Origin of the sequence: Crocosphaera sp. XPORK-15E, assembly GCF_034931425.1 — a bacterium.
Taxonomy (GTDB): Bacteria; Cyanobacteriota; Cyanobacteriia; order Cyanobacteriales; family Microcystaceae; genus UHCC-0190.
Window position 1 is genome coordinate 135596 of the sequence record NZ_JAYGHQ010000007.1, and the last position, 24993, is coordinate 160588.

The 24993-nt window shown below is 37.8% G+C and carries 25 protein-coding genes; 19 read left to right on the forward strand and 6 right to left on the reverse strand.

Features of this window, described 5'->3' with window-relative positions; genetic code table 11:
* The first annotated feature begins 39 nt into the window (after positions 1 to 39).
* The 6 genes from VB691_RS09075 (at position 40) to argJ (ending at position 3423) form a co-directional block, all read left to right on the forward strand.
* On the forward strand, positions 40 to 294 hold the full coding sequence (locus VB691_RS09075) for a hypothetical protein (RefSeq protein ID WP_323291163.1): 255 nt from the start codon (positions 40 to 42) through the stop codon (positions 292 to 294).
* 67 nt (positions 295 to 361) lie between these two features.
* Positions 362 to 532 carry a type II toxin-antitoxin system HicA family toxin gene (locus tag VB691_RS09080; RefSeq protein ID WP_323291164.1) on the forward strand — a complete coding sequence of 57 codons (171 nt, stop codon included), beginning with the start codon at positions 362 to 364 and terminating at the stop codon, positions 530 to 532.
* 418 nt (positions 533 to 950) lie between these two features.
* Positions 951 to 1262, forward strand: a complete 312-nt coding sequence (locus VB691_RS09085; protein WP_323291165.1) for a hypothetical protein — start codon at positions 951 to 953, stop codon at positions 1260 to 1262.
* A 384-nt stretch (positions 1263 to 1646) separates the two neighbouring features.
* On the forward strand, positions 1647 to 1865 hold the full coding sequence (locus tag VB691_RS09090) for a type II toxin-antitoxin system HicB family antitoxin (RefSeq protein WP_323291166.1): 219 nt from the start codon (positions 1647 to 1649) through the stop codon (positions 1863 to 1865).
* Between the two features lie 3 nt (positions 1866 to 1868).
* The gene (locus VB691_RS09095) at positions 1869 to 2057 is read left to right on the forward strand and encodes a type II toxin-antitoxin system HicA family toxin (RefSeq protein WP_323291167.1); all 189 of its coding nucleotides are present in this window, start codon (positions 1869 to 1871) and stop codon (positions 2055 to 2057) included.
* Positions 2058 to 2178: 121 nt separating this feature from the next.
* Positions 2179 to 3423, forward strand: coding sequence for a bifunctional ornithine acetyltransferase/N-acetylglutamate synthase (argJ, locus tag VB691_RS09100; protein ID WP_323291168.1), 1245 nt, complete (start codon positions 2179 to 2181; stop codon positions 3421 to 3423).
* Here the strand turns inward: argJ and VB691_RS09105 are convergent.
* On the reverse strand, positions 3416 to 3568 hold the full coding sequence (locus VB691_RS09105) for a hypothetical protein (RefSeq protein ID WP_323291169.1): 153 nt from the start codon (positions 3566 to 3568) through the stop codon (positions 3416 to 3418). The two genes, argJ and VB691_RS09105, sit on opposite strands and share 8 nt — an antisense overlap.
* A 386-nt stretch (positions 3569 to 3954) precedes the next feature.
* Between VB691_RS09105 and VB691_RS09110 the strand changes: the two genes are divergently transcribed.
* Entirely contained in the window at positions 3955 to 5415 is a 1461-nt protein-coding gene (locus VB691_RS09110; RefSeq protein ID WP_323291170.1) for a DASH family cryptochrome, read from the forward strand.
* A gap of 39 nt (positions 5416 to 5454) precedes the next feature.
* On the forward strand, positions 5455 to 5892 hold the full coding sequence (locus VB691_RS09115; protein WP_323291171.1) for a Bdr protein: 438 nt from the start codon (positions 5455 to 5457) through the stop codon (positions 5890 to 5892).
* On the opposite strand, the gene VB691_RS09120 is transcribed toward VB691_RS09115, so the two are convergent.
* The gene (locus VB691_RS09120; protein ID WP_323291172.1) at positions 5889 to 7307 is read right to left on the reverse strand and encodes an LCP family protein; all 1419 of its coding nucleotides are present in this window, start codon (positions 7305 to 7307) and stop codon (positions 5889 to 5891) included. The two genes, VB691_RS09115 and VB691_RS09120, sit on opposite strands and share 4 nt — an antisense overlap.
* 271 nt (positions 7308 to 7578) lie before the next feature.
* Positions 7579 to 8394 carry an SDR family NAD(P)-dependent oxidoreductase gene (locus VB691_RS09125; protein WP_323291173.1) on the reverse strand — a complete coding sequence of 272 codons (816 nt, stop codon included), beginning with the start codon at positions 8392 to 8394 and terminating at the stop codon, positions 7579 to 7581.
* Positions 8395 to 8747: 353 nt separating this feature from the next.
* Between VB691_RS09125 and VB691_RS09130 the strand changes: the two genes are divergently transcribed.
* The gene (locus tag VB691_RS09130) at positions 8748 to 9917 is read left to right on the forward strand and encodes a transposase (protein ID WP_323291174.1); all 1170 of its coding nucleotides are present in this window, start codon (positions 8748 to 8750) and stop codon (positions 9915 to 9917) included.
* Here VB691_RS09130 and VB691_RS09135 read toward each other — a convergent pair.
* A complete protein-coding gene (locus tag VB691_RS09135) occupies positions 9884 to 10276 on the reverse strand; it encodes a hypothetical protein (protein WP_323291175.1) in 393 nt (130 codons plus the stop codon). The two genes, VB691_RS09130 and VB691_RS09135, sit on opposite strands and share 34 nt — an antisense overlap.
* Positions 10277 to 10556: 280 nt before the next feature.
* On the opposite strand from VB691_RS09135, the gene clpB reads away from it, so the two are divergent.
* Both clpB and VB691_RS09145 read left to right on the forward strand, forming a co-directional pair.
* Complete coding sequence (gene clpB / locus VB691_RS09140) at positions 10557 to 13223, forward strand: ATP-dependent chaperone ClpB (protein WP_323291176.1); 2667 nt, start codon at positions 10557 to 10559, stop codon at positions 13221 to 13223.
* Positions 13224 to 13347: 124 nt separating this feature from the next.
* Complete coding sequence (locus VB691_RS09145; protein ID WP_323291177.1) at positions 13348 to 13743, forward strand: hypothetical protein; 396 nt, start codon at positions 13348 to 13350, stop codon at positions 13741 to 13743.
* A gap of 22 nt (positions 13744 to 13765) precedes the next feature.
* On the opposite strand, the gene cofH is transcribed toward VB691_RS09145, so the two are convergent.
* The gene (gene cofH / locus VB691_RS09150) at positions 13766 to 14908 is read right to left on the reverse strand and encodes a 7,8-didemethyl-8-hydroxy-5-deazariboflavin synthase subunit CofH (protein ID WP_323291178.1); all 1143 of its coding nucleotides are present in this window, start codon (positions 14906 to 14908) and stop codon (positions 13766 to 13768) included.
* Positions 14909 to 14917: 9 nt separating this feature from the next.
* Here cofH and VB691_RS09155 point away from each other — a divergent pair, with 9 nt between their 5' ends.
* The 7 genes from VB691_RS09155 to VB691_RS09185 all read left to right on the forward strand — a co-directional run bounded on the left by VB691_RS09155 (position 14918) and on the right by VB691_RS09185 (position 23975).
* The gene (locus VB691_RS09155; protein ID WP_323291179.1) at positions 14918 to 16561 is read left to right on the forward strand and encodes an LA_3751/LA_3752 family putative glycosyltransferase; all 1644 of its coding nucleotides are present in this window, start codon (positions 14918 to 14920) and stop codon (positions 16559 to 16561) included.
* A 222-nt stretch (positions 16562 to 16783) separates the two neighbouring features.
* Complete coding sequence (locus VB691_RS09160; RefSeq protein WP_323291180.1) at positions 16784 to 18472, forward strand: glycosyltransferase family 39 protein; 1689 nt, start codon at positions 16784 to 16786, stop codon at positions 18470 to 18472.
* A 123-nt stretch (positions 18473 to 18595) separates the two neighbouring features.
* On the forward strand, positions 18596 to 19495 hold the full coding sequence (locus VB691_RS09165) for a ferritin-like domain-containing protein (protein WP_323291181.1): 900 nt from the start codon (positions 18596 to 18598) through the stop codon (positions 19493 to 19495).
* Positions 19496 to 19538: 43 nt separating this feature from the next.
* Positions 19539 to 20348 (forward strand): tetratricopeptide repeat protein, encoded by an 810-nt coding sequence (locus tag VB691_RS09170; protein WP_323291247.1) that lies wholly within the window; start codon positions 19539 to 19541, stop codon positions 20346 to 20348.
* A 148-nt stretch (positions 20349 to 20496) separates the two neighbouring features.
* On the forward strand, positions 20497 to 21042 hold the full coding sequence (locus VB691_RS09175; protein ID WP_323291182.1) for a hypothetical protein: 546 nt from the start codon (positions 20497 to 20499) through the stop codon (positions 21040 to 21042).
* A gap of 60 nt (positions 21043 to 21102) precedes the next feature.
* Positions 21103 to 22809: a DEAD/DEAH box helicase gene (locus tag VB691_RS09180; protein WP_323291183.1), complete on the forward strand. Its 1707-nt coding sequence runs from the start codon at positions 21103 to 21105 to the stop codon at positions 22807 to 22809.
* A gap of 152 nt (positions 22810 to 22961) precedes the next feature.
* Positions 22962 to 23975, forward strand: a complete 1014-nt coding sequence (locus VB691_RS09185) for a hypothetical protein (RefSeq protein ID WP_323291184.1) — start codon at positions 22962 to 22964, stop codon at positions 23973 to 23975.
* Positions 23976 to 23986: 11 nt separating this feature from the next.
* On the opposite strand, the gene VB691_RS09190 is transcribed toward VB691_RS09185, so the two are convergent.
* On the reverse strand, positions 23987 to 24271 hold the full coding sequence (locus tag VB691_RS09190) for a DUF427 domain-containing protein (protein WP_323291185.1): 285 nt from the start codon (positions 24269 to 24271) through the stop codon (positions 23987 to 23989).
* Between the two features lie 136 nt (positions 24272 to 24407).
* On the opposite strand from VB691_RS09190, the gene VB691_RS09195 reads away from it, so the two are divergent.
* On the forward strand, positions 24408 to 24986 hold the full coding sequence (locus tag VB691_RS09195; RefSeq protein ID WP_323291186.1) for a hypothetical protein: 579 nt from the start codon (positions 24408 to 24410) through the stop codon (positions 24984 to 24986).
* Positions 24987 to 24993: the final 7 nt, after the last annotated feature.

The window sequence follows — 24993 nt, forward strand, 5'->3', positions numbered from 1 at the left end:
ATGAGAGTATCTGCTGTAACCAAAAACATTTAAACCCCAATGACCTCCCATTCCCCGAATAATCAAAAATCTATCAAACAGTTTAAAATCGTCATTGAAAAGCATCCAGATGGCTATGTTGCTTATCCTATAGGTGTTGTTGGTGCAATTGTTGGCCAAGGAGATACCTACGAAGAAGCCTTATCAGACGTAAAATCAGCGATTGCTTGCTATATTGAAGTATTCGGCAAAGAAATATTAGAAGATACCCCAACCGTTGAGGTATTCATTGCCGAGGCAGGGGTTGCTATCTGATGCCTAAATTTCCCGTGGATGCACCTAAAATAGGGTCATTAAAACCTTTAAGTTATTGGGGTTTGAAATGATTCGTGAACGTGAACATATTGTGATGAGACGTAACAATAAAGATGGAACAGAAACCCCTTTAGTCATGCCAAATCATTCAAACATCAAAAGCGGAACCTTGAGGGCAATTTGTACCCAAGTTGGTATTTCTAGAGATGAGTTTTTACAAGCTTATAATCGAATCTAAGTGCGATCGCTGATCTTGTAGGGTGTTTTAATGAACAGTGATTCGATTTGTTATTAGTGCATTTTCCGGTAATCCTTAGCTATGACCAGATCTAAGTTACAATCAGTATCATTTATTTTGATAAATTATGGAATTTGTAGCTGTAGCACTCATATCGACAATATTACTCTCCTTGGGTATGGCTGGAAGCATTGAAGCTGGCTATAGGGTGGGTAAGCACAGACTAAAAAAGTATCCAGAAAGTAAATCCGAAGGTACTTGTAGAAACTTTAAAAAGTATACAATAAGTGCGGTCTGCTTCGCAGTGCCTTCGGCAACGCCGATCTTGTAGGGTGCGTTAATGAAATGTAACGCACCTAATTTATGCTTCTTGATTTATATGATAAGATACTAGGTTGATTATGGAGGTAAGGAAGTAATGACTATAGATGTTAGACAAGCGGTTAGTAGTGCGAAAAATCATTTGAATCAAATTATCGACCTTTTTGGCTATATCGATGATATAAGATTAGAAGAAATCGAACTATCATCAGACAAAAAATCTTGGTTTATTACCTTGGGTTTCCATTTATTTAATTCACCAATAGATAAGCAGAAAAATTCACTAAAAAAGGAAACAGGTATTCCTAATTTAGCTAATTTACTGAACCCAACAGAACGAGAATATAAAGTTATTGAAATAGATGCAGAAACAGGGGATCTTAAATCGATAAAAATCAGAGAATTATAATGGATGATATTCAGAAGCTTTTGAATAGATATCGAAATAAAGGAATCCTAATTGACACTAATATTTTATTACTTTTAATTGTAGGATCTTCTAATCGTAAGCGAATTTCTCAATTTAAGCGAACTGAACAATTTGTACCTGAAGACTATGATTTATTAATCAAACTTGTTAATCTATAGTTAGAGATTGATTCCATTAATTTTAATCATCTTCGAGTTTACTTATGGCAATAGTGCGGTCTGCTTCGCAGTGCCTTCGGCATCACCGACGAGTGTAGGTTGGGTTGATGAACGAAACCCAAAAATTCTAACCTTGTGTTGTATCTGATGAATAAGCGATCTCGAAGACGGTAAAATAAAGACATTGATTAAATTGAAGATTATTATGCTGACAACCTTTACTATTGCCTACACTAAAATTAGCGCAGGGTATATGGGACAATTGATAGAATGGCCAGAAGTTATTTCAGAAGGTGAAACCATTGAATCATGTCGTCAGTCGGTTCAAGATGCCCTCCATGAAATGATCGCAGCTTATCGGCAACAAAATAAAGCCATTCCGTTAGGAAAATCTTTAATCGAACATATTCCTGTAGAAATATAAATCATGTCCGTTAAACGACAAGAACTCGTCAAACATTTTGAAAATAACGGTTTTTACTTATTACGGGAAGGTGGTAATCATTCCATTTATACGAATGGAATTAAAACAATTCCTATCAAAAGACATCGAACGATAGATAGAATTACGGCAAATGCTATTTGTAAACAAGCTGAAATTGAACCAAAGTTTTAAGGGATATCGCCGATCTTGTAGGGTGCGTTAATGAAATGTAATGCACCAGACTTGTCAACTTAATAAGTCAACCCTTGATATAATTAATCACGTATAGCACTTGCTTCAATAGGTAATAAGAATGACGGACTGGCAAGAAATTACAGGCGGTATTACAGCCCCCAAAGGATTTAAAGCAGCAGGAATGGCTGCGGGATTAAAACCATCAGGATCGCCTGATTTAGCCCTCATTGTCTCAGAAATAGATGCGATCGCTGCGGGAGTCTTTACCACTTCTCAGGTAAGGGCCGCTTGTGTTGACTATTGTCGTCAACGTCTGCAACAAAAAGCTAGTGCAAGAGCAATTCTCTGTAATGCCGGCCAAGCGAATGCAGCTACAGGGCAACAAGGATGGAAGGATGCGGTCGAAAGTGCCGAATTTTTAGCCCAAACCCTCAATATCTCCCCAGACTCTGTCCTATTAGCCTCTACTGGGGTGATTGGGCAACGGATCAAGATGGATGCTTTAAAGGCTGGTATTCCCCAGTTAGTAGAACGTCTCTCAGAAGATGGGGGCGCAGCGGCTGCTAAAGCTATTATAACCACAGATTTAGTCCCCAAATCCATCGCCTTAGAAACCATGATGGATGACCGTCCTGTCCGCATTGGGGGCATTGCTAAGGGGTCAGGCATGATTCACCCTAATATGGCTACCATGTTATCCTTTGTCACCTGCGATGCGGCGGTTTCTACAGTCTTGTGGCAACAAATGTTAACCCAAGCGGCTAACCAAAGCTTTAACCAAATTACGGTAGATGGGGATACCAGTACCAATGATAGTTTAATTGCTTTGGCTAATGGTCAATCTCGCACGGCGGCTATTACGGATATGGGCAGTAAAAATGCTCAAAAATTACAGGCGATGTTAACTACAGTCTGTCAATATTTGGCTAAGGCGATCGCCAGAGACGGGGAGGGGGCAACCTGTTTAGTGGAAGTGCAAGTATCGGGGGCCCCTGATGATGAGGCAGCGCGACGCATTGCTAAGACGATCGCGGGTTCATCTTTGGTAAAATCAGCCATTTTTGGTCGTGATCCCAACTGGGGAAGAATTGCCGGGGCCGCAGGCCGGGCCGGTGTTACCTTTCATCAAGAAGATCTCCAGATTAAATTGGGGGATTTTATTATGATGGAAAATGGTCAACCCCTGCCTTTTGATCGACAAGCTGCTAGTAATTATATGAAACAAGCGGCGGCCGGTGCTTACCTCAAAGAAGATACAGTATTGATATCAGTTTGTATTGGCAATGGTTCGGGAACTGGCATCGCTTGGGGTTGTGATTTAAGCTACGATTATGTTAAGATTAACGCCGAATATACTACCTAATTTGGGTGTTTTGGCTGGCAATGGTTTGATGATCCATAAAGCTTTGATTTGGATCATTAAACACTTCTACTGTGCCGACTAGAAGTCGCATCCAGACCAAAACCGTAGCGGCAATAATCATTAGTTTTAGGGGTCGATAAAGCATAATAGCACTCCTCAGACTAGGCGAGATTCGAGCTATTTCTATTCAAACAAGAGAATTTAATTTGTCACCTCCCCATAACAGATGAAAGTATTTTCATTCTTTTGGGGGAGGTTGTTGTAGTGTAAAAAGTCTTAAGAAATGCTATCACACAAATTTTCAAAATCACGACTATAAACCATTGTTTGATGATCATCCCATTGTTGTTTTGACCACTTTTGATTATTCATTGTTGCTGTTTGCATTTTAACCAAGTATTTAATAACAAATTCATTCGTAAGCAATGTTGAAAATCATTTAAAATATTTAGTATAAGATTATTATATAATGTATTTTACCCACTGTCAAATCCTATCCTCAATTGCAAAAAATACCTTATAACTTTTATTATGTCTAACAAAACTATTTTAATTTGGTATCGTAATGATTTACGAATTCACGATCATGAAGCCTTAAGCCAAGCAATTCAAGAAAAAGCCTTAATTATTCCCTTTTATTGTTTTGATACTAGACAATTTCAAAATACTTCTTTTGGCTTTTCCAAAACTGGCAATTTTCGAGGTAATTTTTTAATGGAAAGTATTGACAATTTAAAACAATCTCTACACAAAATTGGTAGTAATCTAATTATTAGAAAAGGGTATCCTGAAAACATAATCCCGCAATTAGTGAAAGAATTATCTATTGATACTGTTTATTTTCATCAAGAAGTTACCGCAGAAGAAATCAAAATAGAAAAAGCTTTGCAGCAAAAATTATCAAGTCTTGGGGTTAAGTTTCAAGGGTTTTGGGGGTCAACTTTATATCATTGGGATAATTTACCATTTAAAGTTGATCAAATTCCTGAACTCTTTACCAATTTTCGTAAAAAAGTTGAAAAATATTCTACCGTAAATCCTACCTTTCCTACACCCCAAAAATTACCAAAATTACCTGAAATAGATTTAGGTAAAATTCCAAGTTTTGAGGAATTAGGATTAAGAGAAACTATATTTGATACCAGAATTGTCTTGAATTTTAAAGGAGGAGAAACTGAAGGTATTAAACGCTTAAATAACTATTTTTGGGATAATAACTGTCTTAAAAATTACAAAGAAACCAGAAATGGAATGTTAGGGATAGACTATTCTTCTAAATTATCTCCTTGGTTAGCAAATGGTTGTCTTTCCCCTCGTTATATTTATGAAGAAGTACAAAAATATGAAGAAGAAAGAGTTAAAAACGATTCAACTTATTGGCTCATTTTTGAATTACTTTGGCGTGATTATTTCAGGTTTATTTGTGCCAAACATGGTAATAAAATTTTTTATAAATCAGGGTTACAGGGATTAGAAATACCTTGGAAAGAAGACTCAGAAAGATTTAGATTATGGCAAGAAGGAAAGACTGGTTATCCTTTAGTTGATGCTAATATGAGAGAATTGTCCGCCACAGGATTTATGTCAAACAGAGGTAGACAAAATGTTGCTAGTTTCTTGACGAAAAACTTAGGAATTAATTGGATAATGGGGGCAGAATGGTTTGAGTCATTATTAATTGATTATGATGTTTGTAGTAATTATGGTAACTGGAATTATACGGCAGGAGTAGGTAATGATGCCAGAGGATTTCGCTATTTTAATATTACCAAACAATCAAAAGATTATGATCCTAAAGGTGACTATTTAAAACATTGGTTGCCAGAATTAAAAGCCATTCCAGGAGATAAAATTCATGAACCTTGGCGACTATCCCCAGAAGAACAAAAACGCTATAATGTAATTATTGGGGTTAATTATCCCCGTCCAATTGTAGACTTTTTTACATCAGTCAAGGCTAAGGAAAAAGTTTATAATCAGGCTTGTTCCTAAAATCAGACAAATTTTATACCTAAATAGGAATGTCATATCATGAGTCAAACTCCGATAACCGTCACTTACTCTCTAGAAGAAATTTTAGGACAAATTAACAGTAAATTAGATAAGCTTGATGACAAATTTGAGGCAAAATTTGAGCAGCTTGAAAACAAATTTGAGGCAAAATTTGAGCAGCTTGAAAACAAATTTGAAACTAAATTTGAGCAGTTTGAAAACAAATTTGAAACTAAACTAGATAAGCTTGACGAAAAATTTGAAGCGAAATTTGGAACCCTTAATGAAAAATTTGATCACCTTGAAAAAGACGTAATTTCTTTAACAGGAGATGTCAAAACATTAGATGCTAAAGTAGAGGGAATTGGCAAACGCTTAGACACTCAAGAATTTATTAATCGTTCGGTTGTTGTGGGCTTTGTTTTAGCTATTGGGACAGGGGCCGTTAAGTTATTTTTCCCTAATTTTCCCCATTAATAGCGAGTCCTTCTCGAAGTTTCCTTAAAGGGAACCGAAGAACTAGGATATTTTTGCTGCCAGTCTTTCCCTAAAACAATAGTAATATCAGAAGCTAAATTTCCGGTACTTTCTACTAATACTTCACCCATACCTAAATCGGCCCGTAAATTTGCTGCACCTAAATCATCACCATTTTGTGCTAAAATGCGGGTAGTTTGCACAGGTTCTGACCATTGATCGCTAATAAATATCCGGCGATAACCAGCCTCTCGTAAATAACGAACCATATTACGAGCTACTTCTGGATCTTCTGTGCTGTTTTGAATGGCAATTCTTAAACGAGTGGCATCCGTTTCTTCAAGCTCTATATTAACTTGGCCTTGATCAAAATAGGTAGCTACCATATTTTGAATTTGATTATGGTTAGGCAACCAATAACTAATTTCGTGTCTACCATCTCCACTAAATTGGCCGGGAAGCATCAACATTTGCACATTAGATCGTTTTGTTTGAGAAGCAAAACCGGATAAAGCGACTAATTCCTCGACGCTTAAATTGGTGTCAATATAAGCACTAATAATTGAAAAAATCTCAGGCATTTTTAATAAAGTTTGGGGTTTTAATGCCTGTTCAACTAAAGCCCTCATAAACATTTGTTGCCGTTGCACTCGTCCAATATCCCCATATTGATCGTAACGAAAACGTAAAAATTCAACAGATTTTGTCCCATCTAAATGTTGTTCTCCTTGCTTAAGATCAATATAAAGATGTTGACTATCATCCTTATATTTCATATCTTTGGGAACATAAACTTTGACCCCTCCCAAAGCATCAATTACTTTCTCAACTGCTTGGACATTGACTCTAACATAACGATCAATGGGAACTCCTTCTAATAATTCGCTAACTACTTCTGCCGTTAATGCGGGGCCACCGTCATAGTTGGCTTCATTAATTTTCTTGATTTTTTCATTAATTGTAGCTTGAGTATCTCTAGGAATTGATAATACTGTTAGCTTTTTGTCAAGGGGATCAAATCTGAGGAGAAGCATGGTATCAGATAACCCTTTAAAGGAGTTAACTAAGGCATGATAACCCACATCTTCTGTGACTTTTTCTTCAAGATCTGAAGTTAAAACTTTTGTCCCCAATACTAATACATTAACCGGACGATTTAATTCAGGAAGACGTAAACTTTTATAGGCGATCGCATCATCTTTACTAAAGACTTTTGCTTCTTCTGCTGTCAGGGAACCTTGTTTAAGGGGGGTTGCTGACAAAGAAACGGCCAAAAATGCCCCCGTCGCTGCTGAAGCGAAAGAAACGCTTGTTAACCCTAAACCCAGTAACATCCAACTCACACCCTTGGGTTTCTTTTTGGTAGGGGATTTTTTTGGGGAGAGATTTTTAGGATGGCTTTTTTTAACTGACACAGCTTTCCTCACACCTTTAATGTCGTTTTTGTCCCTGGGGATCGCGTCCGAAAACGCTATCTTAGGGGTATTCTAGCTTTAACTGGCTTTAACTGGGTTTGGGGTCATTCAATAAACCCCATTCGGCAAATTATGCCATAAGTGGGATAAGTTAACTAAAGTTTACTTTAACTTATTTTTGAAAAGGCTGTGATCAGATTACCCCCTAGGGACAGTGTTCGCCTAATAAAATGCGAACACTGTACTCTCCCCTACTAACTGAAGGATTTTGTCAGATCATTTTGACGACACTACCAATTGAGGGGGGTTTTTGAGACAAAGGGGCAGCCATTGCAGTGATCTGTTCCATTAACCAAGGTGCTAATCGTTGACACCACAATGCTAAATGGCTTTGCCATCCCACAACAATCTCTGGGGTATCTTTTTGTAATCCCATCACTAAAGCTTGAGCGACTTTTTCTGGACAAACAGGTTTCATAAAGCGAAAACACTCTAATCCACGAGTCATATCCGTATCGGTTAAAGAAGGCAGCAAGGCCATCACTCGGATCTTATGGGGGGCTAATTCTCCCCGTAACGCTTGAGTAAAGCCCAAAAGTGCAAATTTAGTGGCAGAATAGGTAGCCATAGTGGGGGCAGCAATTTTCCCCATTAAACTCGATACATTAATGATAGTTCCTTTTTTTTGCTTCACCATACGTTTGGCCACTAAGCGGGTAATATTGTAAGTTCCAATTAAATTAACAGAGAGTTCGTCTTTGACTTGGGATAACTTGGACTGAAGAAAAGAGGTTTGATGGGCAATTCCAGCACAGTTAATCAACAGATCAATTGGTCCATAGTCTCGCCATGCTTGGGCGATCGCCCTACTGACAGCAACAGAGTCGGTAAGATCTAGGGGCAAAATCACTACTTCTACCTTGACACCCATTGCATCAATCTCCGCAGCAACATCAGCGAGATTGATCTGGTTGCGAGCAACTAATAATAGGCGGTTAATCCCTTGGTGGGCTAATTCAAGGGCGATCGCCCGCCCAATCCCACGAGATGCCCCAGTAACTAGCACGGTTTTTCCTGGCAATTTCACCTTTTACATCTTCCTTTTTCAAAGTTTTTGGGAATTATGGTGCATCAAGGCTGCATCCTTACTTCGCTTTTATTACTTTAGAAACAAAGGGTAAAGAAGTTGGGTTGATTTTATGCTTACCGGAGATTTGGGTTTAAAGCCCCGCGTCTTCAGCGCGGCAACAGAGATGCACTTCCTCCTCGACGGGAAACGGAGGCAGTCCGGCGCAACTTCCTCCTCGGCGGAAACCGCCAAGACCGGAGTTGCTTGTCTTGGGGTCTCCCAAAGTAGAGGAACTGCCGTCCAAGACCGGACTGCATCGCTTTTTATTTTGTGTGCTATGATAGATTGTATCGTAAGTTATCAACGATAAGATGCTAGTCTACGAAAGCAAGTTGAAGGGAACTAAAGAACAGTACGGGCGGCTTGATGAAGCTATTCGTACTGCTTTGTTTGTTCGTAACGCTTGCATTCGTTCATGGATGGATGGAGAATCTAAGAGCCGTAACGATACTTATAAATATTGTAAGGTGTTAGCAGATAATCCTGAATTTCCTTGGGCTAAAAGGTTAAATTCTCAAGCTAGACAAGCTAGTGCTGAAAGGGCTTGGGCATCAATTAATCGTTTCTTTGATAACTGTAAAAAGCAAATACCTGGGAGAAAAGGGTTCCCTAAGTTTAAGAAAAACCACCCTAATCACGGGTCAGTTGAATACAAGCAATCTGGCTACAAACTTTCTGATGATAGAAAGTATATTACTTTCACCGATGGATTTGAAGCAGGTTTGTTTAGATTATGGGGAACCCGCGATTTGCATTATTATCAACTCAACCAGATTAAAAGGGTTAGAGTTGTTCGTCGTGCTGATGGTTATTATGCTCAGTTTCTCATTGATCATAATCGAGTAGAAAAACGAGAGCCGACAAATACGACAATAGGTTTAGATGTCGGTTTAAATCATTTTTATACAGATAACAATGGTGAAACTGTAGATAATCCTACATATCTCAGAAAGTCAGAGCGTAAGCTTAAACGACTTCAAAAACGAGTATCTAAGAAGTTTAAGAAAGGAAAACCTCAGTCTAATAACTATAAAAAAGCTAAACAAAGATTAGCCACAAAACATCTTCAAGTAAGTAGGCAACGTAAAGACTTTGCTGTTAAAACGGCATTGTGCGTAGTCCGGTCTAACGACTTGGTAGCCTATGAAGATTTGAAGGTGAAAAATATGGTTAGAAATCATCGTTTAGCTAAGTCAATTAGTGATGTTTCTTGGACAATGTTTCGAGAATGGATTGAGTATTTTGGTAAAGTTTATGGTGTTGTGACTGTAGCAGTTCCTCCTCATAATACTTCTCAAGATTGCTCAAACTGTGGCAAAAAAGTTATTAAATCTTTATCAACTAGAACCCATAAATGTCCTCATTGTGGATATGTAGCCGATAGAGATGAGAACGCTGCTCGAAACATCCTAGAATTAGGATTGCGTACTGTGGGACACATTAGCTGTCAAAATCTAGAAGCTATTAATTTGCAGAATTGAATAAACTCATCTTTATTCATCCCATTTTTAGCTAAGTTTGCGGATTCTGATACCCATTCAACATTATCAATGTCTAAAGCTAATTCAGGATTATTCTTTTTTGATTGAATGTGATCTAAATGAGTGTTAACACCAAGTACAAGTTTCTCTCCTGTATAATGACAATAAGGGTTTTTATAAAATCTTTGTCTGAGGATTTCTATTACTTGGTTATTACATCTTTTAATAGCCCATTGAGCAGAATTAGCAATAAAGTGCTTTTCACACAACTGGGCATGATTATTCAATCTAGGTTGAGTACAGAATTTACACAACCCTTTGGACATCCTATTTTTGCGTTCTTGGGATTGATTTCTCATACTGACATATTAGCATACTTTGTGATAAAAGTACGCCTTAAAGTACGGTGGGACACACCGAAACTTGTTCTTTCAGGAACCTACGCCTCTGGAGAGAACGACCTCTGCTTGGAGGGAGCAATTCCTTCAAGTAAGCCGACTCGAAGAAAGAGGAAACCCAAAGAGTGATCTTTGGAATCACCGTCCCTTTTAGGGCGGTGAGGATGTCAATGGTCGCTGATAACATTGATATACTATTCTTGGGAATTGCTATTATATCGAGGGATTTACTTAGCCACTAATGCAACCAACCGATTCTAATAAATTTACCGAACAAGCCTGGGATGCTATCGTAAAATCTCAAGATGTGGCCCGTCGCTTCAAAAATCAAACCCTAGAAGTAGAACACGTCATGCTGGCCCTTCTTGAACAAGAAAAGGGCTTAACTTTGCGGATTTTGGAAAAGGCAGATCTTGATATCCCTCGGTTGCAGCAGCAAATAGAAGCCTTTACCAATCGACAAGCTAAATCTGTTAGCATTGATCAGTTATATTTGGGCCGTAGTTTAGATGTTATGCTGGATCGGGCTGAAGCTTCCCGTGAAAGTTGGGGCGATAAATATATTTCTGTGGAACATCTTTGGATCGGGTTTGCAGAAGATGAGCGCGTTGGACGGCGTTGTTTACGAACCTTTGGCCTAGATCCCCAAGACTTGGAACAGGAAATAAAAGCGGTTCGCGGAACCCAAAAAGTTACGGAACCCGACCAGGAAGACCGTTATGAAGCGTTAGAAAAGTATGGCCGAGATCTCACCGAAGCAGCAAAACAAGGTAAGCTAGATCCCGTAATTGGGCGTGATGAGGAGATACGTCGCGTTATTCAGGTTTTATCCCGTCGTTCTAAGAATAATCCTGTATTAATTGGAGAACCAGGGGTCGGTAAAACTGCGATCGCGGAAGGGTTGGCCCAACGTATTATAAATGCTGATGTCCCAGAATCTCTGAAAAATCGGCAATTAATCTCTTTAGACATGGGAAGTTTGATCGCAGGGGCCAAATATCGGGGAGAATTTGAAGAACGTCTACGAACAGTCATGCGAGAAGTGACCAACTCGGAAGGTCATATCATCCTGTTTATCGATGAAGTCCATACCGTTGTTGGGGCCGGTTCACGGGAAGGGGGTTCTATGGATGCAGGGAATCTCTTAAAACCTATGTTAGCACGGGGAGAATTGCGCTGTATTGGTGCAACGACCCTTGATGAGTATCGCAAGCATATTGAGAAAGATCCTGCCCTAGAACGGCGTTTTCAGCAGGTATATGTTAAGCAACCTACTGTGGAAGATACCATCTCTATTTTAAGGGGACTCAAGGAACGTTATGAAGTCCATCATGGGGTGAAAATTACGGACTCCGCTTTAGTTGCTGCTGCTAACCTTTCTGATCGTTATATTACTGATAGATTTTTACCCGATAAGGCGATCGATCTTGTTGATGAAGCTGCGGCCAAATTAAAGATGGAAATTACTTCTAAACCTGTGGAATTAGAAGATGTAGATCGCCGTTTGATGCAGCTACAAATGGAAAAACTTTCATTAGAAGGGGAAGAAAAAAGACCTGGTTTAATGATAGATAAATCTTCAAAAGAAAGATTAGATAAAATTGAACAGGAAATCAAAGAATTAGAAGCTATTCATGAAAGTTTAGGATCACAATGGCAAGCTGAAAAGAAAATGCTAGAAGATATTAATTCCCTGAAGGAAGAAGAAGAACATTTAAGGGTACAAATTGAACAAGCAGAACGGGCCTATGATCTCAATAAAGCAGCCCAATTAAAGTATGGTAAATTAGAAGTATTACAACGGGAATTAGAAGCAAAAGAAAGCAAATTAATTGATATTCAATCTCAAGGACAAACCCTCCTCAGAGAACAAGTAACCGAGTCAGATATTGCGGAAATTGTAGCAGGATGGTCTGGTATTCCGATTAACCGTTTATTGGGGTCAGAACGGCAAAAACTCCTGGAATTAGAGGGTCATTTACATCAACAAGTTATTGGTCAAGAAGAAGCAGTTGCTGCGGTTGCTGCTGCGATACGTCGCGCTAGGGCCGGTATGAAAGACCCCTCTCGTCCCATTGGTTCCTTTTTGTTCATGGGGCCCACAGGAGTGGGAAAAACAGAATTAGCGCGGGCCTTAGCTTCATTCCTCTTTGACTCACCAGATGCCATGATTCGCATTGATATGTCAGAATACATGGAAAAACACGCAGTTTCGCGGTTAATTGGGGCCCCTCCTGGTTATGTGGGCTATGATCAAGGGGGACAATTATCAGAAGCGGTGCGTCGTCGTCCCTATTCTGTTATCCTCTTGGATGAGGTAGAAAAGGCCCATATTGATGTTTTTAACATTTTATTACAAGTGCTTGACGATGGGCGTATTACGGACTCTCAAGGTCGGGTTGTAGATTTTCGTAATTCTATTATTGTCATGACCAGTAATATTGGTAGTGAATATATCTTAAATTTAGCAGGGGATGACAATAATTATGAGGAAATGCAAAAGAAAGTTTTGCAAGCATTGCGTAAACATTTCCGTCCTGAATTTTTGAACCGTATTGATGATTTAATTATCTTCCATACCCTCAAGAAAGACCAGTTAAGACGCATTGTTACCCTACAAATTAAGCGTATTGAACGGTTATTAGAGGAACAAAGTATTAGTTTAGAATTAACTGATGCTGCCCTTGATTATATCGTCAATTCTGGTTATGATCCCGTATATGGGGCCAGACCTTTAAAACGAGCCATTCAACGGAAATTAGAAAATCCGATCGCCACCAAAATTTTAGAGATGACTTTTGCTGCTGGAGATACTATTTTAATAGATTGTCAAAACAATAATTTATTGTTTGATAAGAAGGGAGAGGAGATAATTCCGACGGTAGAGGTTGAGGTAGTTTCCCCTTAAACTTATCCTAGGGTGGGCATTGCCCACCTTACAAGTTAAACTAAGGAGAATAACCCCTAATAAGGTTTTAATGCAGGGGGTAAAGGTTGGTTTAAATCTTCATAAGCTTCTATTAATGCTGCTAATGCGTCAGATACATTGGAAACGAGATTTAAAAGGACAAGGTAACTATAATAATGCTCATTTATTTGAACTATCAAAACCAGATGTTAACCTCGATGGAATTAATCAAAGTTATCATATTATTATTTGTCTGTTTCCTGTTAATACTTCCGATATAGACAGAGGAAAAACTATTAGTAAATTACAAAGAAATTTACTACAACTATTAAGTTATCGCCATAAAATATTATGGTCGTATGAACAAAGTCGCCAATTAAAAAGAACCTTAAAAAACATCTCAGCAACCATTAATCAATTAATAGAAAACTTAGATAATTCTTTAAAAGAATCAATAGTCAACTTAAATAATTTACAGAATATATTATTAAAATCATTATCAATTTCCCATGATCATTAATCTTCTTGTCTGATTAATCAATTCAAGAATAAACCTCATATAAAGTTCCCCGTTGCTGATAGGGACGGTTCAAAGATTTTATCCCATTTTGTAAGGTTTCTACCTCCATAAAAGTTCCTCCCATTGCACCGGCCATGGTGGTAATATGTTCTTCCATTAAAGTTCCCCCAATATCATTACAACCCCATTTTAAAGCTTCTAATGCACCATTTAAGCCCAATTTAACCCAACTTGGCTGATGGTTTTTGATCCAGTTTCCTAAGAAAATTCGAGAAACTGCTGTTAATAATAAGGTTGCTTCTAAACTAGGTTGATCTCTGTTAACGCGGTTTCGTAATGCTTTTGGTGCATCTTGTCCCACAAAAGGTAATAAAATAAACTCAGTAATTTTAGCCGGATAATTGTTTTCAATTGCTACTTTTTGCAAGTTTATTAAATGACTTAAATGCTGTATTTGTTGTTGGGGGGTTTCAATATGACCAGATAACATGGTACTGGTGGTATTAACTCCTAAACTATGGGCCAAACTAATAATTTCTAACCAGGTTTCAGTATCAATTTTTTCAGGACAGATAATATGTCTTACCTTGTCATCTAAAACTTCTGCAGCAGTGCCTGGCATTGACCCCAAACCGGCCTCTTTTAAGGCTATAATAACCTCAGCATAACTAATCTTATCTTCCCTGGCAATAAATTGAATTTCCTGGGGAGAAAAAGCGTGTAAATGAAGTTGAGGAAATTCTTGTTTTAAACTGCTAATTAATCGTTGATAATAGTTTAAGGATGTTCCCTGTAATTTTGCTTCAGGGTTTAACCCTCCCTGCATACAAATTTCTGTGGCCCCTATTTGGACAGCATCGGCAGCTTTTTCGAGAATTTGCTCTATACTAAGCCAAAATGCGCCATCATCGCCAGCATCTCGTCGAAAAGCACAAAAGTTACAATGTTGCTCACAAATATTGGTAAAATTTATATTACGATTGATAACATAAGTAACAGTATCTCCCACTTGTTTTTGACGGAGTTTATCAGCAGTTTGTTGAATTTTATTGATGACGGTTTCTTCCGTTTGAGAAAGAAGCTTAACCCCCTCTAATTCTGATAATTCAAAATTATTTTCTACTTGGTCTAAAATAGTTGTTATGGATTCAATTTGATTAATCACAGGAGTTTGATGAAGATTAAAGGATCATTTTTGCCATTATTTACTATTGTAGCGGGAATATTGTTTCTTGTTTATCTTCAGGCACAAATTCCCGAAGGGGTTTATTTTAGTGGAGATGCTGGACTAAAATCATTATTAGCACAACAGTTAAGTATGGGAGAGTTTCGCTTTTACTTATTACCTCCTTCTGAGTCTTGGGTACAGCAGCTTTGGAGTCAAGGTTTATATCCCTATGAGGAACCTTTTTTTTATGATATTGATCATCGTTATTATATAACATTCCCCTTTAGTTTTCCTTTAATTACGGCTCCTTTTTATCACTTTCTTGGATATCGAGGTTTATATGTAATTCCCTTTCTTTCTACCTTGGGAATTTGGGCTATTTTTTATCGAGTTTGTCTCTGGTTAAAATTTAATTCTTTAATAACATCTCTCGCTTTAATTTTATTGATTTTCGGTTCTCCTCTAACTATATATAGTGCAATGTATTGGGAACATACATTAGCTGTTTTCCTGATTTTTGCAGGAACTTTTTTGCCTTTAATAATTAATAGTCAATCCAGAATATCTAATCTATGGATTATCTTTTTTGGCTGTTTATTAGGATTTTCCGTTTGGTTAAGGCCGGAATGTTTATGTGCTATTCTACTGGTTTTATTGTTAATCTATTTCTCTGAAATAATTAACTTTATTCCTAAAAGTAAATTCATTAATCACCTTAAATTAAACTTGTTTAAATTATCAATAACTCAGAAAAATCTCTTTTCACTTTCAACGATAGTAGCGGTAAGTCTCTTTTTTATTTGTAATCAGTTAATCTATCATCATTATTTGGGAATTCATGGAATTCAAGTGATTGAAAAAGCATCTTTAACAGATAGATTAACAGAAGCAATCACCAATTTTAAACAATTAAGCCAAGGGTTTATACAATTCTTCCCCATTGCTGCTTTTTCTTGCTTAATTCTTGCCCAAATTATTGTTAAAAAAAATAAAGTTGCATCAGACTATTTACAAATCATAATTGGTTCAGTTTGTTTATTATTTATTATGGGAGTTTCTTTAATAGTTCCCGGAGGTACAGCCGGGTTAATTCCTGGGGGTAAACAATGGGGTACTCGCTTTTTATTAAGTTTAATTCCTCTTATTTCTGCCTGGGTTATTTATCAATTTAATTATAGTCAAAAAATTAATAATAAAATTCTCAAGAATATTTGTGTTTCATTGTTTACAATCTTACTTACTTTCTCTATTTATACTAATATTTATTCAGCCACAAGTTATCTAATAAAATCTCATAATGGTGTGACACCATCTCTTGAATTTTTAAGGGAAGATGACCATAAAATAATTATCATCTCTCATCAATTTGTTGGTCAAATATTAGAACCTGCACTCAAAGACAAAAAAATATTTTTAAAAGCTGATACAGAAAAAGATTTAAAATTTTTATCAAGTGTTTTATTAAATCAAGGATATCAAGAGTTTATCTATATTTGTTATTCTAATCGTCCCTGTGAGCTTCCCAATGAATCTACAAAAAACTTAAGCTTTCAAGTTGACAATAAATGGTTTATAATTCACTTTAAGTTGATCAATAAATTTGGTAAGTATCCAATTTATACAGGTTCATTGGAGAAAGTAGATAGATAAAAATAGGAGAAGATAAACCACCTATTTTTTGAAGCTACGCTAAGCTAATACGCATTTATAATGCGTATTAGCAAGGCAAAAGGCAATGGTTCGACAAGCTCACCAACCAAGCAAAAAGCAAAAGGAAAGAGGGTTGTAGCTGTTTCCTTCAATTTAACAAATAAGCAGTTTAAATGCACAACAGCTTATTATTTAACTTAAAAAGTAAAGGCAAAATCAATCATGAAAATACCTCAAAAAACCATCAATATTATTCTTTTAAGTGCAATTGCTATTGCTGTTATTCTGAGAATCACTAATTTAGGAAGTCGAGAATTTTGGTATGATGAAGTTTTATCCTTATTACTTTCTACCGGGCAAAAAAGTAATTATCAACACCCTAAAGATGTACCTGTAATATTAGCTAATTATACTAATTTACTAACAATTCCTCTTGAAAATAGTCTCACTGATTCAATTAAAACTTTGGAAAATTTTTTGAAAGGATTAGTTGCTGAACCCCATCCTTTTCTCTTCTTTTTAGAACAACATTTTTGGTTAAGATTATGGGGCAATTCTGAAGCAGCAATGCGGAGTATTGTAGCATTATTTAGTCTGGGTTCTCTGGGTTGTGCTTATGGGTTAGGACGATATTTATTAGGTAGTCAAGGAGGGTTATTATTTGCCGCATTATTAGGCTTAAATCCCTATTATCTCTTTCATTCTTTGAACGTAAGAATGTATGGTTCACTTATATTTTGGGTCTTATTAAGTAGTTGGTCTTTACTCGAATTAATCTCTTTTAATACCTCTCAAAAAGACTCAAATTCTCCCAAATTACCTAAACTTTTATGGATATTATTATTGATAATTTCAGCCACAGCAGGATTTATGACCTTTTATTATTTTGCTTGCTGGTTTTTGGTATTAGCTGCCCTTGTTTTCTATTTAGATAAACAAAGATGGTGGCAATATGCTCTTTATTTAACTACCAGTATTATTGTAACAATTCCTTGGTTATTATGGGGAACCAGACAACAATTAAGAAATGCAGATTTAGCAAGATTTGCTAGTCCCAATGGTTTGTTAGCAGCAACCTTGAAACATCTACAAGAATTTATAGATGTATTAGGAATTCACTTATTAATTGGGGACTGGGTAAGTATTTTACCTACTTTTTTGACAACCTTAGCTGGAATTTTAGTCCTTATTGTCTTAAGTTGGTGTAGTTGGTGTTTGTATAAAAATCAACAATATCGTCTTTTAATTATCGGGTTAATTTTAGGCATATTTCCCCTAATCATCATGTTAACCTTAGACGTTATCACAGGCAAATTTACATTAGGTTTTGGCTGGGGACGTTCAGTTATTTTTGTGCTTCCTGGTTGTTTATTATTGTTAGTTATTTTTCTAGAAAAAGCGGCAGGAAAGTTTAAAAATATATCTATTTTAGCCATGCTAATTTTGTATTTAAGTATTAGTATTGCTGATTTTAGTTTACGTCCCCGTTGGATGTTTCATCAAGTCGCAGATATCATTAATCAAGAACCAAATACCCCGACATTAATTGTGATGAATTCTCCCGCTTGGGGTCATGTTTTACGCTTAGCTTATTATCTTCCCCCCACTTCTCCCATTAGTTTACTCGCACAAAAATCGGCGACACTGGGGACTAATTTAGAAGAAAGTTTAAAGCAAAACCCCAATAAATATCAAAGAATTATTTGGTTAGATAGTGCGCGTCCCGTCTGGGGTAAACCGAGTACAGAAACCGAAAAACAGCAAGTCAAAATAGTTTTAGGAACCAACTATAAATTAGAAAAAAGTAAACAATTATTAGGAACTGGGAAATTAGATGATTTTACCCTTAATCTTTATCAAAAGGTAACTGCTCACCGCAATAAAGATTCTCTATTGACAACGAAGAAGTAAAACCCTTGTGAGATAAGGCTTTGAAACTAATGCACCCTAACCTCATGAGTGCGAGAAACCCTATCTGTTTGAAATCTCGTTAAAATATTAATTGGTTAACAAAAATCAATACTTAATCGAGTCATGACAGTTTCCTATCCTCACAAACTCTACAATGGAATGAACGCCCGCGATATCTTGAAAAGAGTCGTTAGCGATCGCGAAATTCATCTGATTACCCTCAACCGCTATCGTTATAATGAACAACGTAGCTGTAAAGATCTTACGGATGTCATTGAAAAACTCAATGGTCAACCCAAAGATTTAGTCCAAGAGTTGTCCCGTCATGTTTGCGATGAGTCCCGCCATGCCATGTGGTTAACTAACTTATTGGTAGACTTGGGGGCGAATATTGGTACGCCTCCTGGAATGTCTTATATTGATGAATTTGAACGCTTATTAGACCAAGATTCATACGTTGATGAAAATCATCGGGAAGAAGCCATTATTGCTGCCTTAGCTGCCATTAATGTGACAGAAAAACGGGGCTGTGAATATTTTTCTGCCCATATTCATGCCTTAAAAGAAGCCCCACAAACTGAGGAAAATATCAAGATTAGAGAAACCTTAGAACAGATTTTTCCGGAAGAAGCAGGCCATGTCCGTTGGGGAAATCGTTGGTTAAAGAAAATTGCTCAAAAAAGTCCAGAAACTCAACAAAAAGTTGAACAAGCTAAACAAAAATATACTGCCATTGAACAAGCGGCCTATGAAGCGGGAATGGATATTATGGCCGGGGCTGAATTACGTCGCTTAAACCATATTGTAGACATTGCCAACACCTTACCCCTATGGGAAAGACCACAATATTTAATGCAATATCTTCCCCAAACTTTACTTGATCCTCAATTACAAAAAACTCGTCTACAGGCAGCACAACGGGCTTGGAATCGCAATCCCCAGGACTTTGTTGAAAAGTTTGTACCAATGTTTTTAAATGGGTTAAATCAGCCCAAATCTGTGAAAACCAAATCTCAGGTTTAACGTCATAATAAGTAAAAAAATATTAGGGATGAAGACAGGAATGATGGGTTGGATTTTAAGTTTACTGACTATTTTAGTAATTTGGACGGCAGCTATCCCCACAGGATTCGCTCAGGAAGCGACGACTCCCCCCATTACGGAGGAACAGTTACAACAGGGGGAAACAATCGCTAAAAAAGCCATAGAAGCCACGGAAAAAGGAGATTTTGCCCAAGCTGAAACCTATTGGACTCAATTAGTAGACCAGTTTCCCAGTAATCCGGCAGTATGGAGTAATCGGGGGAATGCCCGTGTGAGTCAAAATAAGTTAAAGGAGGCGATTGCCGACTTTAACCGTTCGATTGAATTGGCCCCAGATGCGCCAGATCCTTATTTGAATCGAGGGACAGCTTTAGAGGGCCAGGGGCAATATTTAGCGGCGATCGCAGATTATAATCGGGTTTTAGAACTTAATCCCGATGATCCTATGGCTTATAATAATCGGGGTAATGCGGAAGGTGGCCAGGGAGATTGGACACAAGCGTTAATTGATTATCAAAAAGCGGCGGAAATTGCCCCAAATTTTGCCTTTGCGCGTGCTAATGCTGCCCTTGCTTCTTATCAGTTAGGAAAAACAGGGGAAGCAATCACAGAAATGCGGAATTTGGTTCGCAAATATCCGATGTTTCCTGATATGCGGGCCGCTTTAACTGCGGTGTTGTGGAATATGGGACAACAGGGAGAAGCGGAAAGTCATTGGGTAGCAACGATGGGTATGGATAACCGTTATCAAGATTTAGATTGGGTTAAAAATATTCGTCGTTGGCCACCGCAAATGGTTGCTGCTTTGGATAAGTTTTTAAACTTGAAATAAGCTCAAAAATCCCCATAAAAATAGGGGTAAGGTTGTTATACCATGGGAGTTATTAACTTCCTCACCCCTAATATTTTTAATCAACAAACATTCAAGTTTCTACTTGACAAAACCTCCTTTTTCAGTAACTATTAAGAATTGAAAATCCATGACTTTAAGCCGTTCTAGTTTTCGTATTTCTCCCTTGATTCAAGTGACTTTAATTAGTCTATATGTATCCCTGACTATTCCTCTTCCTTTCTTAGCTAAAGTGACAGATTCTTCGGTTTCTCCTTTAATTTTATGGACAGGTATTATTCTGGGTTTATTGCTGTTAATTGGGGCTTTAAGTGAACGGGTTGTAGTTGATGAAACCCAAATTAAAGTGACTTATCCTGTTTGGTTTCCGTCTTTTTTTCGTCAGGGATGGTCATTAAATTGGCAAGAGATTAAGGACTTAAAATTACGGACGACTGGACAAGGTGGATTAGTTTATTATTTTATCAGTGAAAATTCAGAAAAAGCCTATTTATTGCCGATGCGAATCGCTGGATTTTCCTATTTAGTTAAAATTGTCACAGAAAAAACAGGAATTGATACCACTGATATTCGTCCTCTATCTCAACCTTGGATGTATTTAATTTTGTTAGTTGTTACGCTGTTTTTATTATTAATGGATAGTTGGACAATTTGGACAGCGATGATGCTAAAATAGTTGCGACTAAAATAATTTCCCAAATCCCCAACAATAAGATTAAATTTTCGGTCAACAACCTTGAAAATCTCCTCCACTTTTCAATTTAACCCCTCAGCCGCCTCCTACACCCTAGATAACTCCGACGGGAGTGCTATCATTGCCTATGAAGCGAGGCTGGCCTTATTAAAAGTGGCTCTCTGCGCTGATTACGACGAATTAATCTGTCTGAGTGAACTCAACTCCATTGATAAACATTGGTATCAAATGGAAACGGCCAAAAAAGTGATCAAACAGTTGGGGGGACGGGCAATTTTAGCGGACGAGGTGGGGTTAGGCAAAACTATCGAAGCAGGCATGATTTGTAAGGAATATCTGTGCCGCAACATGATCAAATCCCTTTTAGTCTTGACCCCAGCCACCTTAGTCTCCCAATGGCAATCAGAATTAGGTTCAAAATTTGGCATTACTGCCCAGACTACAGATGCCAGAGATGTTCCACCAGAGGAATTCTGGGCTGTCAATGACCAGATTGTAGCCTCCATCACCGTCGCCAAACACAAGGCCCATTGGGATTACGTTACCAGCCGAGAATGGGACTTAGTCGTAGTTGATGAAGCGCACCATCTGAAAAATCGCTCGACCCTCAACTGGAAATTAGTTAATTCTCTCAAGAAGCGGTTCATCTTGCTTCTAACGGCTACCCCTGTCCAAAATAACCTGCTCGAACTCTACAATCTGCTGACTCTACTCAAGCCCGGTTTACTTTCCACCGAAGCCCAATTTAAACGAGAATACATTAAATCCAAAAATGGACGGGTTGTCAAAAACCCAGAGCAGTTGCGACAACTGATGCGAGAAGTGATGATTCGCAATACCCGTTCTGGGGTGGATGTGAAACTCCCCAAACGTTTTGCCACTACCATTGTCTGTCAGCCCACCCCCAAAGAGCAAGACCTCTATGTGGCGATTAATGCTTATTTGCAACAACATCCAACGGAACTGGACAAGTTGACCCGCAACACTCTATTGATGCGGGCTGGTAGCAGTCCGGCTGCTTTGAAAGAAACCCTAAAAGGGCTAGAAAAACGCTTCGACCATGACGAGTTAAAATTTTTGAGCAAGTGGGCTTCACAGGTTAAGGAAAGTGAGAAAGCCAAACAATTAATCGCCCTACTTTCTCAAGGGAAAAACAGCAAAACCTTAGTTTTCATTAATCACCGTGCCACTCAATCTTATTTAGCCAAAGTTTTACAGTCCGCCGGAATTGAACATACAGAGTTCAGGGGCAATCTTTCCCTCAAAGCCAAAGATGCCGCCATTGAACAGTGGCGTGAGTCTGTCCCCGTCATGCTGGCTTCGGAAACAGGGGGAGAGGGACGCAACTTACAATTTGCTAACACTATCGTTAACTACGATTTGCCTTGGAATCCCATGAAGATTGAACAACGCATCGGACGGTTGCACCGCATCGGACAAACCCAGGATGTCTACATCTTTAATTTCTGCTATGCCAACAGTCTTGAGGAATATATCCTCAAAGTGCTGCATGAGAAGATTAACTTGTTTGAGTTAGTTGTCGGGGAGATTGACACGATTTTAGGTCAAATGGGTGAGGAATTTGACTTCGGTGAAGAGGTGGTGTCTCTTTGGTTACAAAATCAATCCCTAACAGAACGGGAAGATGCTTTTGAGCAGTTGGGTTCCCAATTACTCCAGGCTAAACATAGCTACGCTGAGATTCAAGAATATGAAGATGAGTTGTTTGGGGACGATTTTGAAGCTTAAACTCAGATCTTCCACTTGAACTAAAAATCCGATTTTTTGCTTAAATTTCAAGGAAAAAATCAGGGTTTCACTGTTTAAAAATCGGATTTTTTTAGCTTTTCGGTGTTGGTGCAAGATCTGAGTTAAAATCAATTTAAGGAGAAATTTGAACCATGGCCCAACAATTATTAGAAGCATTAGGCCAAGTGATTGCGGTTTCTGAGGGAATCGCAGAATTTAACCAGGAAGACACCCTAGAAGTGGCTTTACCCCCGACTGTGGCTAAAGTCTTAGGAGTCCCTGATTCCGTCACCTTCTCTACCTCAGCCACACAGCGCGACTGTGCCTTTGTCAGTTACAACTCCGAAATATTCCAACGATGTGAAACTTTATTAGGAGACAAGGGACGTTTTGTTAGTTTGGCTGTTGAGTATCAAGGTTACTTGAAGCAATCGGGATTTGAGAAATTAATCAGCGAAACCTTAATTCCCCACAACGGTTTACTACGAGTCGGTAAGGCCACTCCTGCTTGGACTCCCTACTGCCGATTTAACGTCACCTATACCGCCATTGCTGATGAAAAACGCTTAGGATTGGTTTCTTTTTGGCTGAATGGACTCACCCAAGTCCCTGGTGTCTCTGTCGGGGATGCTTTATTTTGGGAAAGCGATCGCACCCCCGTCCCTGAAGATCTTGAATTAGATGTTTCGACCCTAGTACCATTGGCTCAATTAGTCGCTCGTGAGTCCATTGATGCTGAAATTGCTCCTTGGTTTCATAGCAAGGAGCGCAGACTCAACCGTGATCAACAAAGGTTAACTGAATATTATCAGACTATTATCCAAGAGATTCACCATAAATGCCAGAAAAAGAAGTTAGAAGGGGAGGCTTTGGCCAAAGAAATGAGCCGGATTGAAGCAACCCAATTAGAACTAGAGCGCAAACTAATCGATCTTCAAGAACGAGCTACTCTTACTATTGAGGCTGAAATCCATAGCGTCATGGTGGTTTGGTTACAAACAGTTCAGATTGAATGTGAATTAATCCGCAAGAAAAATAAGCGGTCTTGCATCGCTGTCTACAATCCCTACACTCAAATAATTGAGCCGTGGCGATGCGAGGCCACTAATGTTCCCATTACCGATTTTATCTTAGATGAGGGAATGCGGATTTGTCGGTTAGATTAGGTTCCCAACTGTTATTTTTCAACTTTGACTCCTCGCCAAAAAGCTACATATCCTTGAATATTTTTAGCTTTTTCTTTAGCATCAGGGTAATACCAGGCGGCATCTTTATTTTCTTGTCCATTGACTTCAATCGTGTAATAATTTGCTACTCCTTTCCAGGAACAAGTGGTGTGAGTCTCACTGGATTTAAAATATTCTTGATTAATAGAATTTGGGGGAAAATAATAATTTCCTTCTACAATTTCACCTTTATCACTTTCGGCTAAGATAACACCATTCCAAATTGCTTTTGCCATTTTTTTTTTAATTTAAACACTGCTATTGTCTATTATGAAGGAGATGAGTTAATTTGACAATAGTTTTATGAAATTTACCCTACTCAAGAAGATCCCTCCTGTTTTTATAATATATAACATTTTAAGTTTAATATTAATGCTGTTGATAATCTTGTATGCAAAATACTTTGAACCATCGGTTGACGGTTTATTTATTCCTCCAGCAACACCTCCCTATCCCACCGGGGGGTTATTAACTCATACTTTTCAAATTCTCTGTAGTATTCCCCCTGTTGTTTGTGGGTTAACTTTTGCTATTCTCAGACAAATTGATCCTCAAAATAAAAACAATTTTTTTTTCTTGGGATCTTCTATTTTTACCAGTGGATTTTTGTTTAATGAAATTTATCGTATTCATATCGTTTTACTGTATTTTGATGTTCCTAAAAGCACCACAATTCAAGTTTATGGAATTATTTTATTAACTTATCTTTTCCTATTTTGGAAAAATCTTAGAACTACCCCCTATGGAATTATTCTTTTTGGCATTTTTCTGCTATTTATTGCTGTATTAATTGATTCAGTTTCGGCTAAATTGTATGTCAAATCTCTCTTGATAGAAGGAATTCCAAAACTGTTCTTTGGGGTTAATTTTGCCCTTTATTTTTGGCTAATTTGTTATCAAGAAATTTTAGCTGTTTTTCACAAGAAAGATTTGGCAAACATCACAAAATAATTAGATT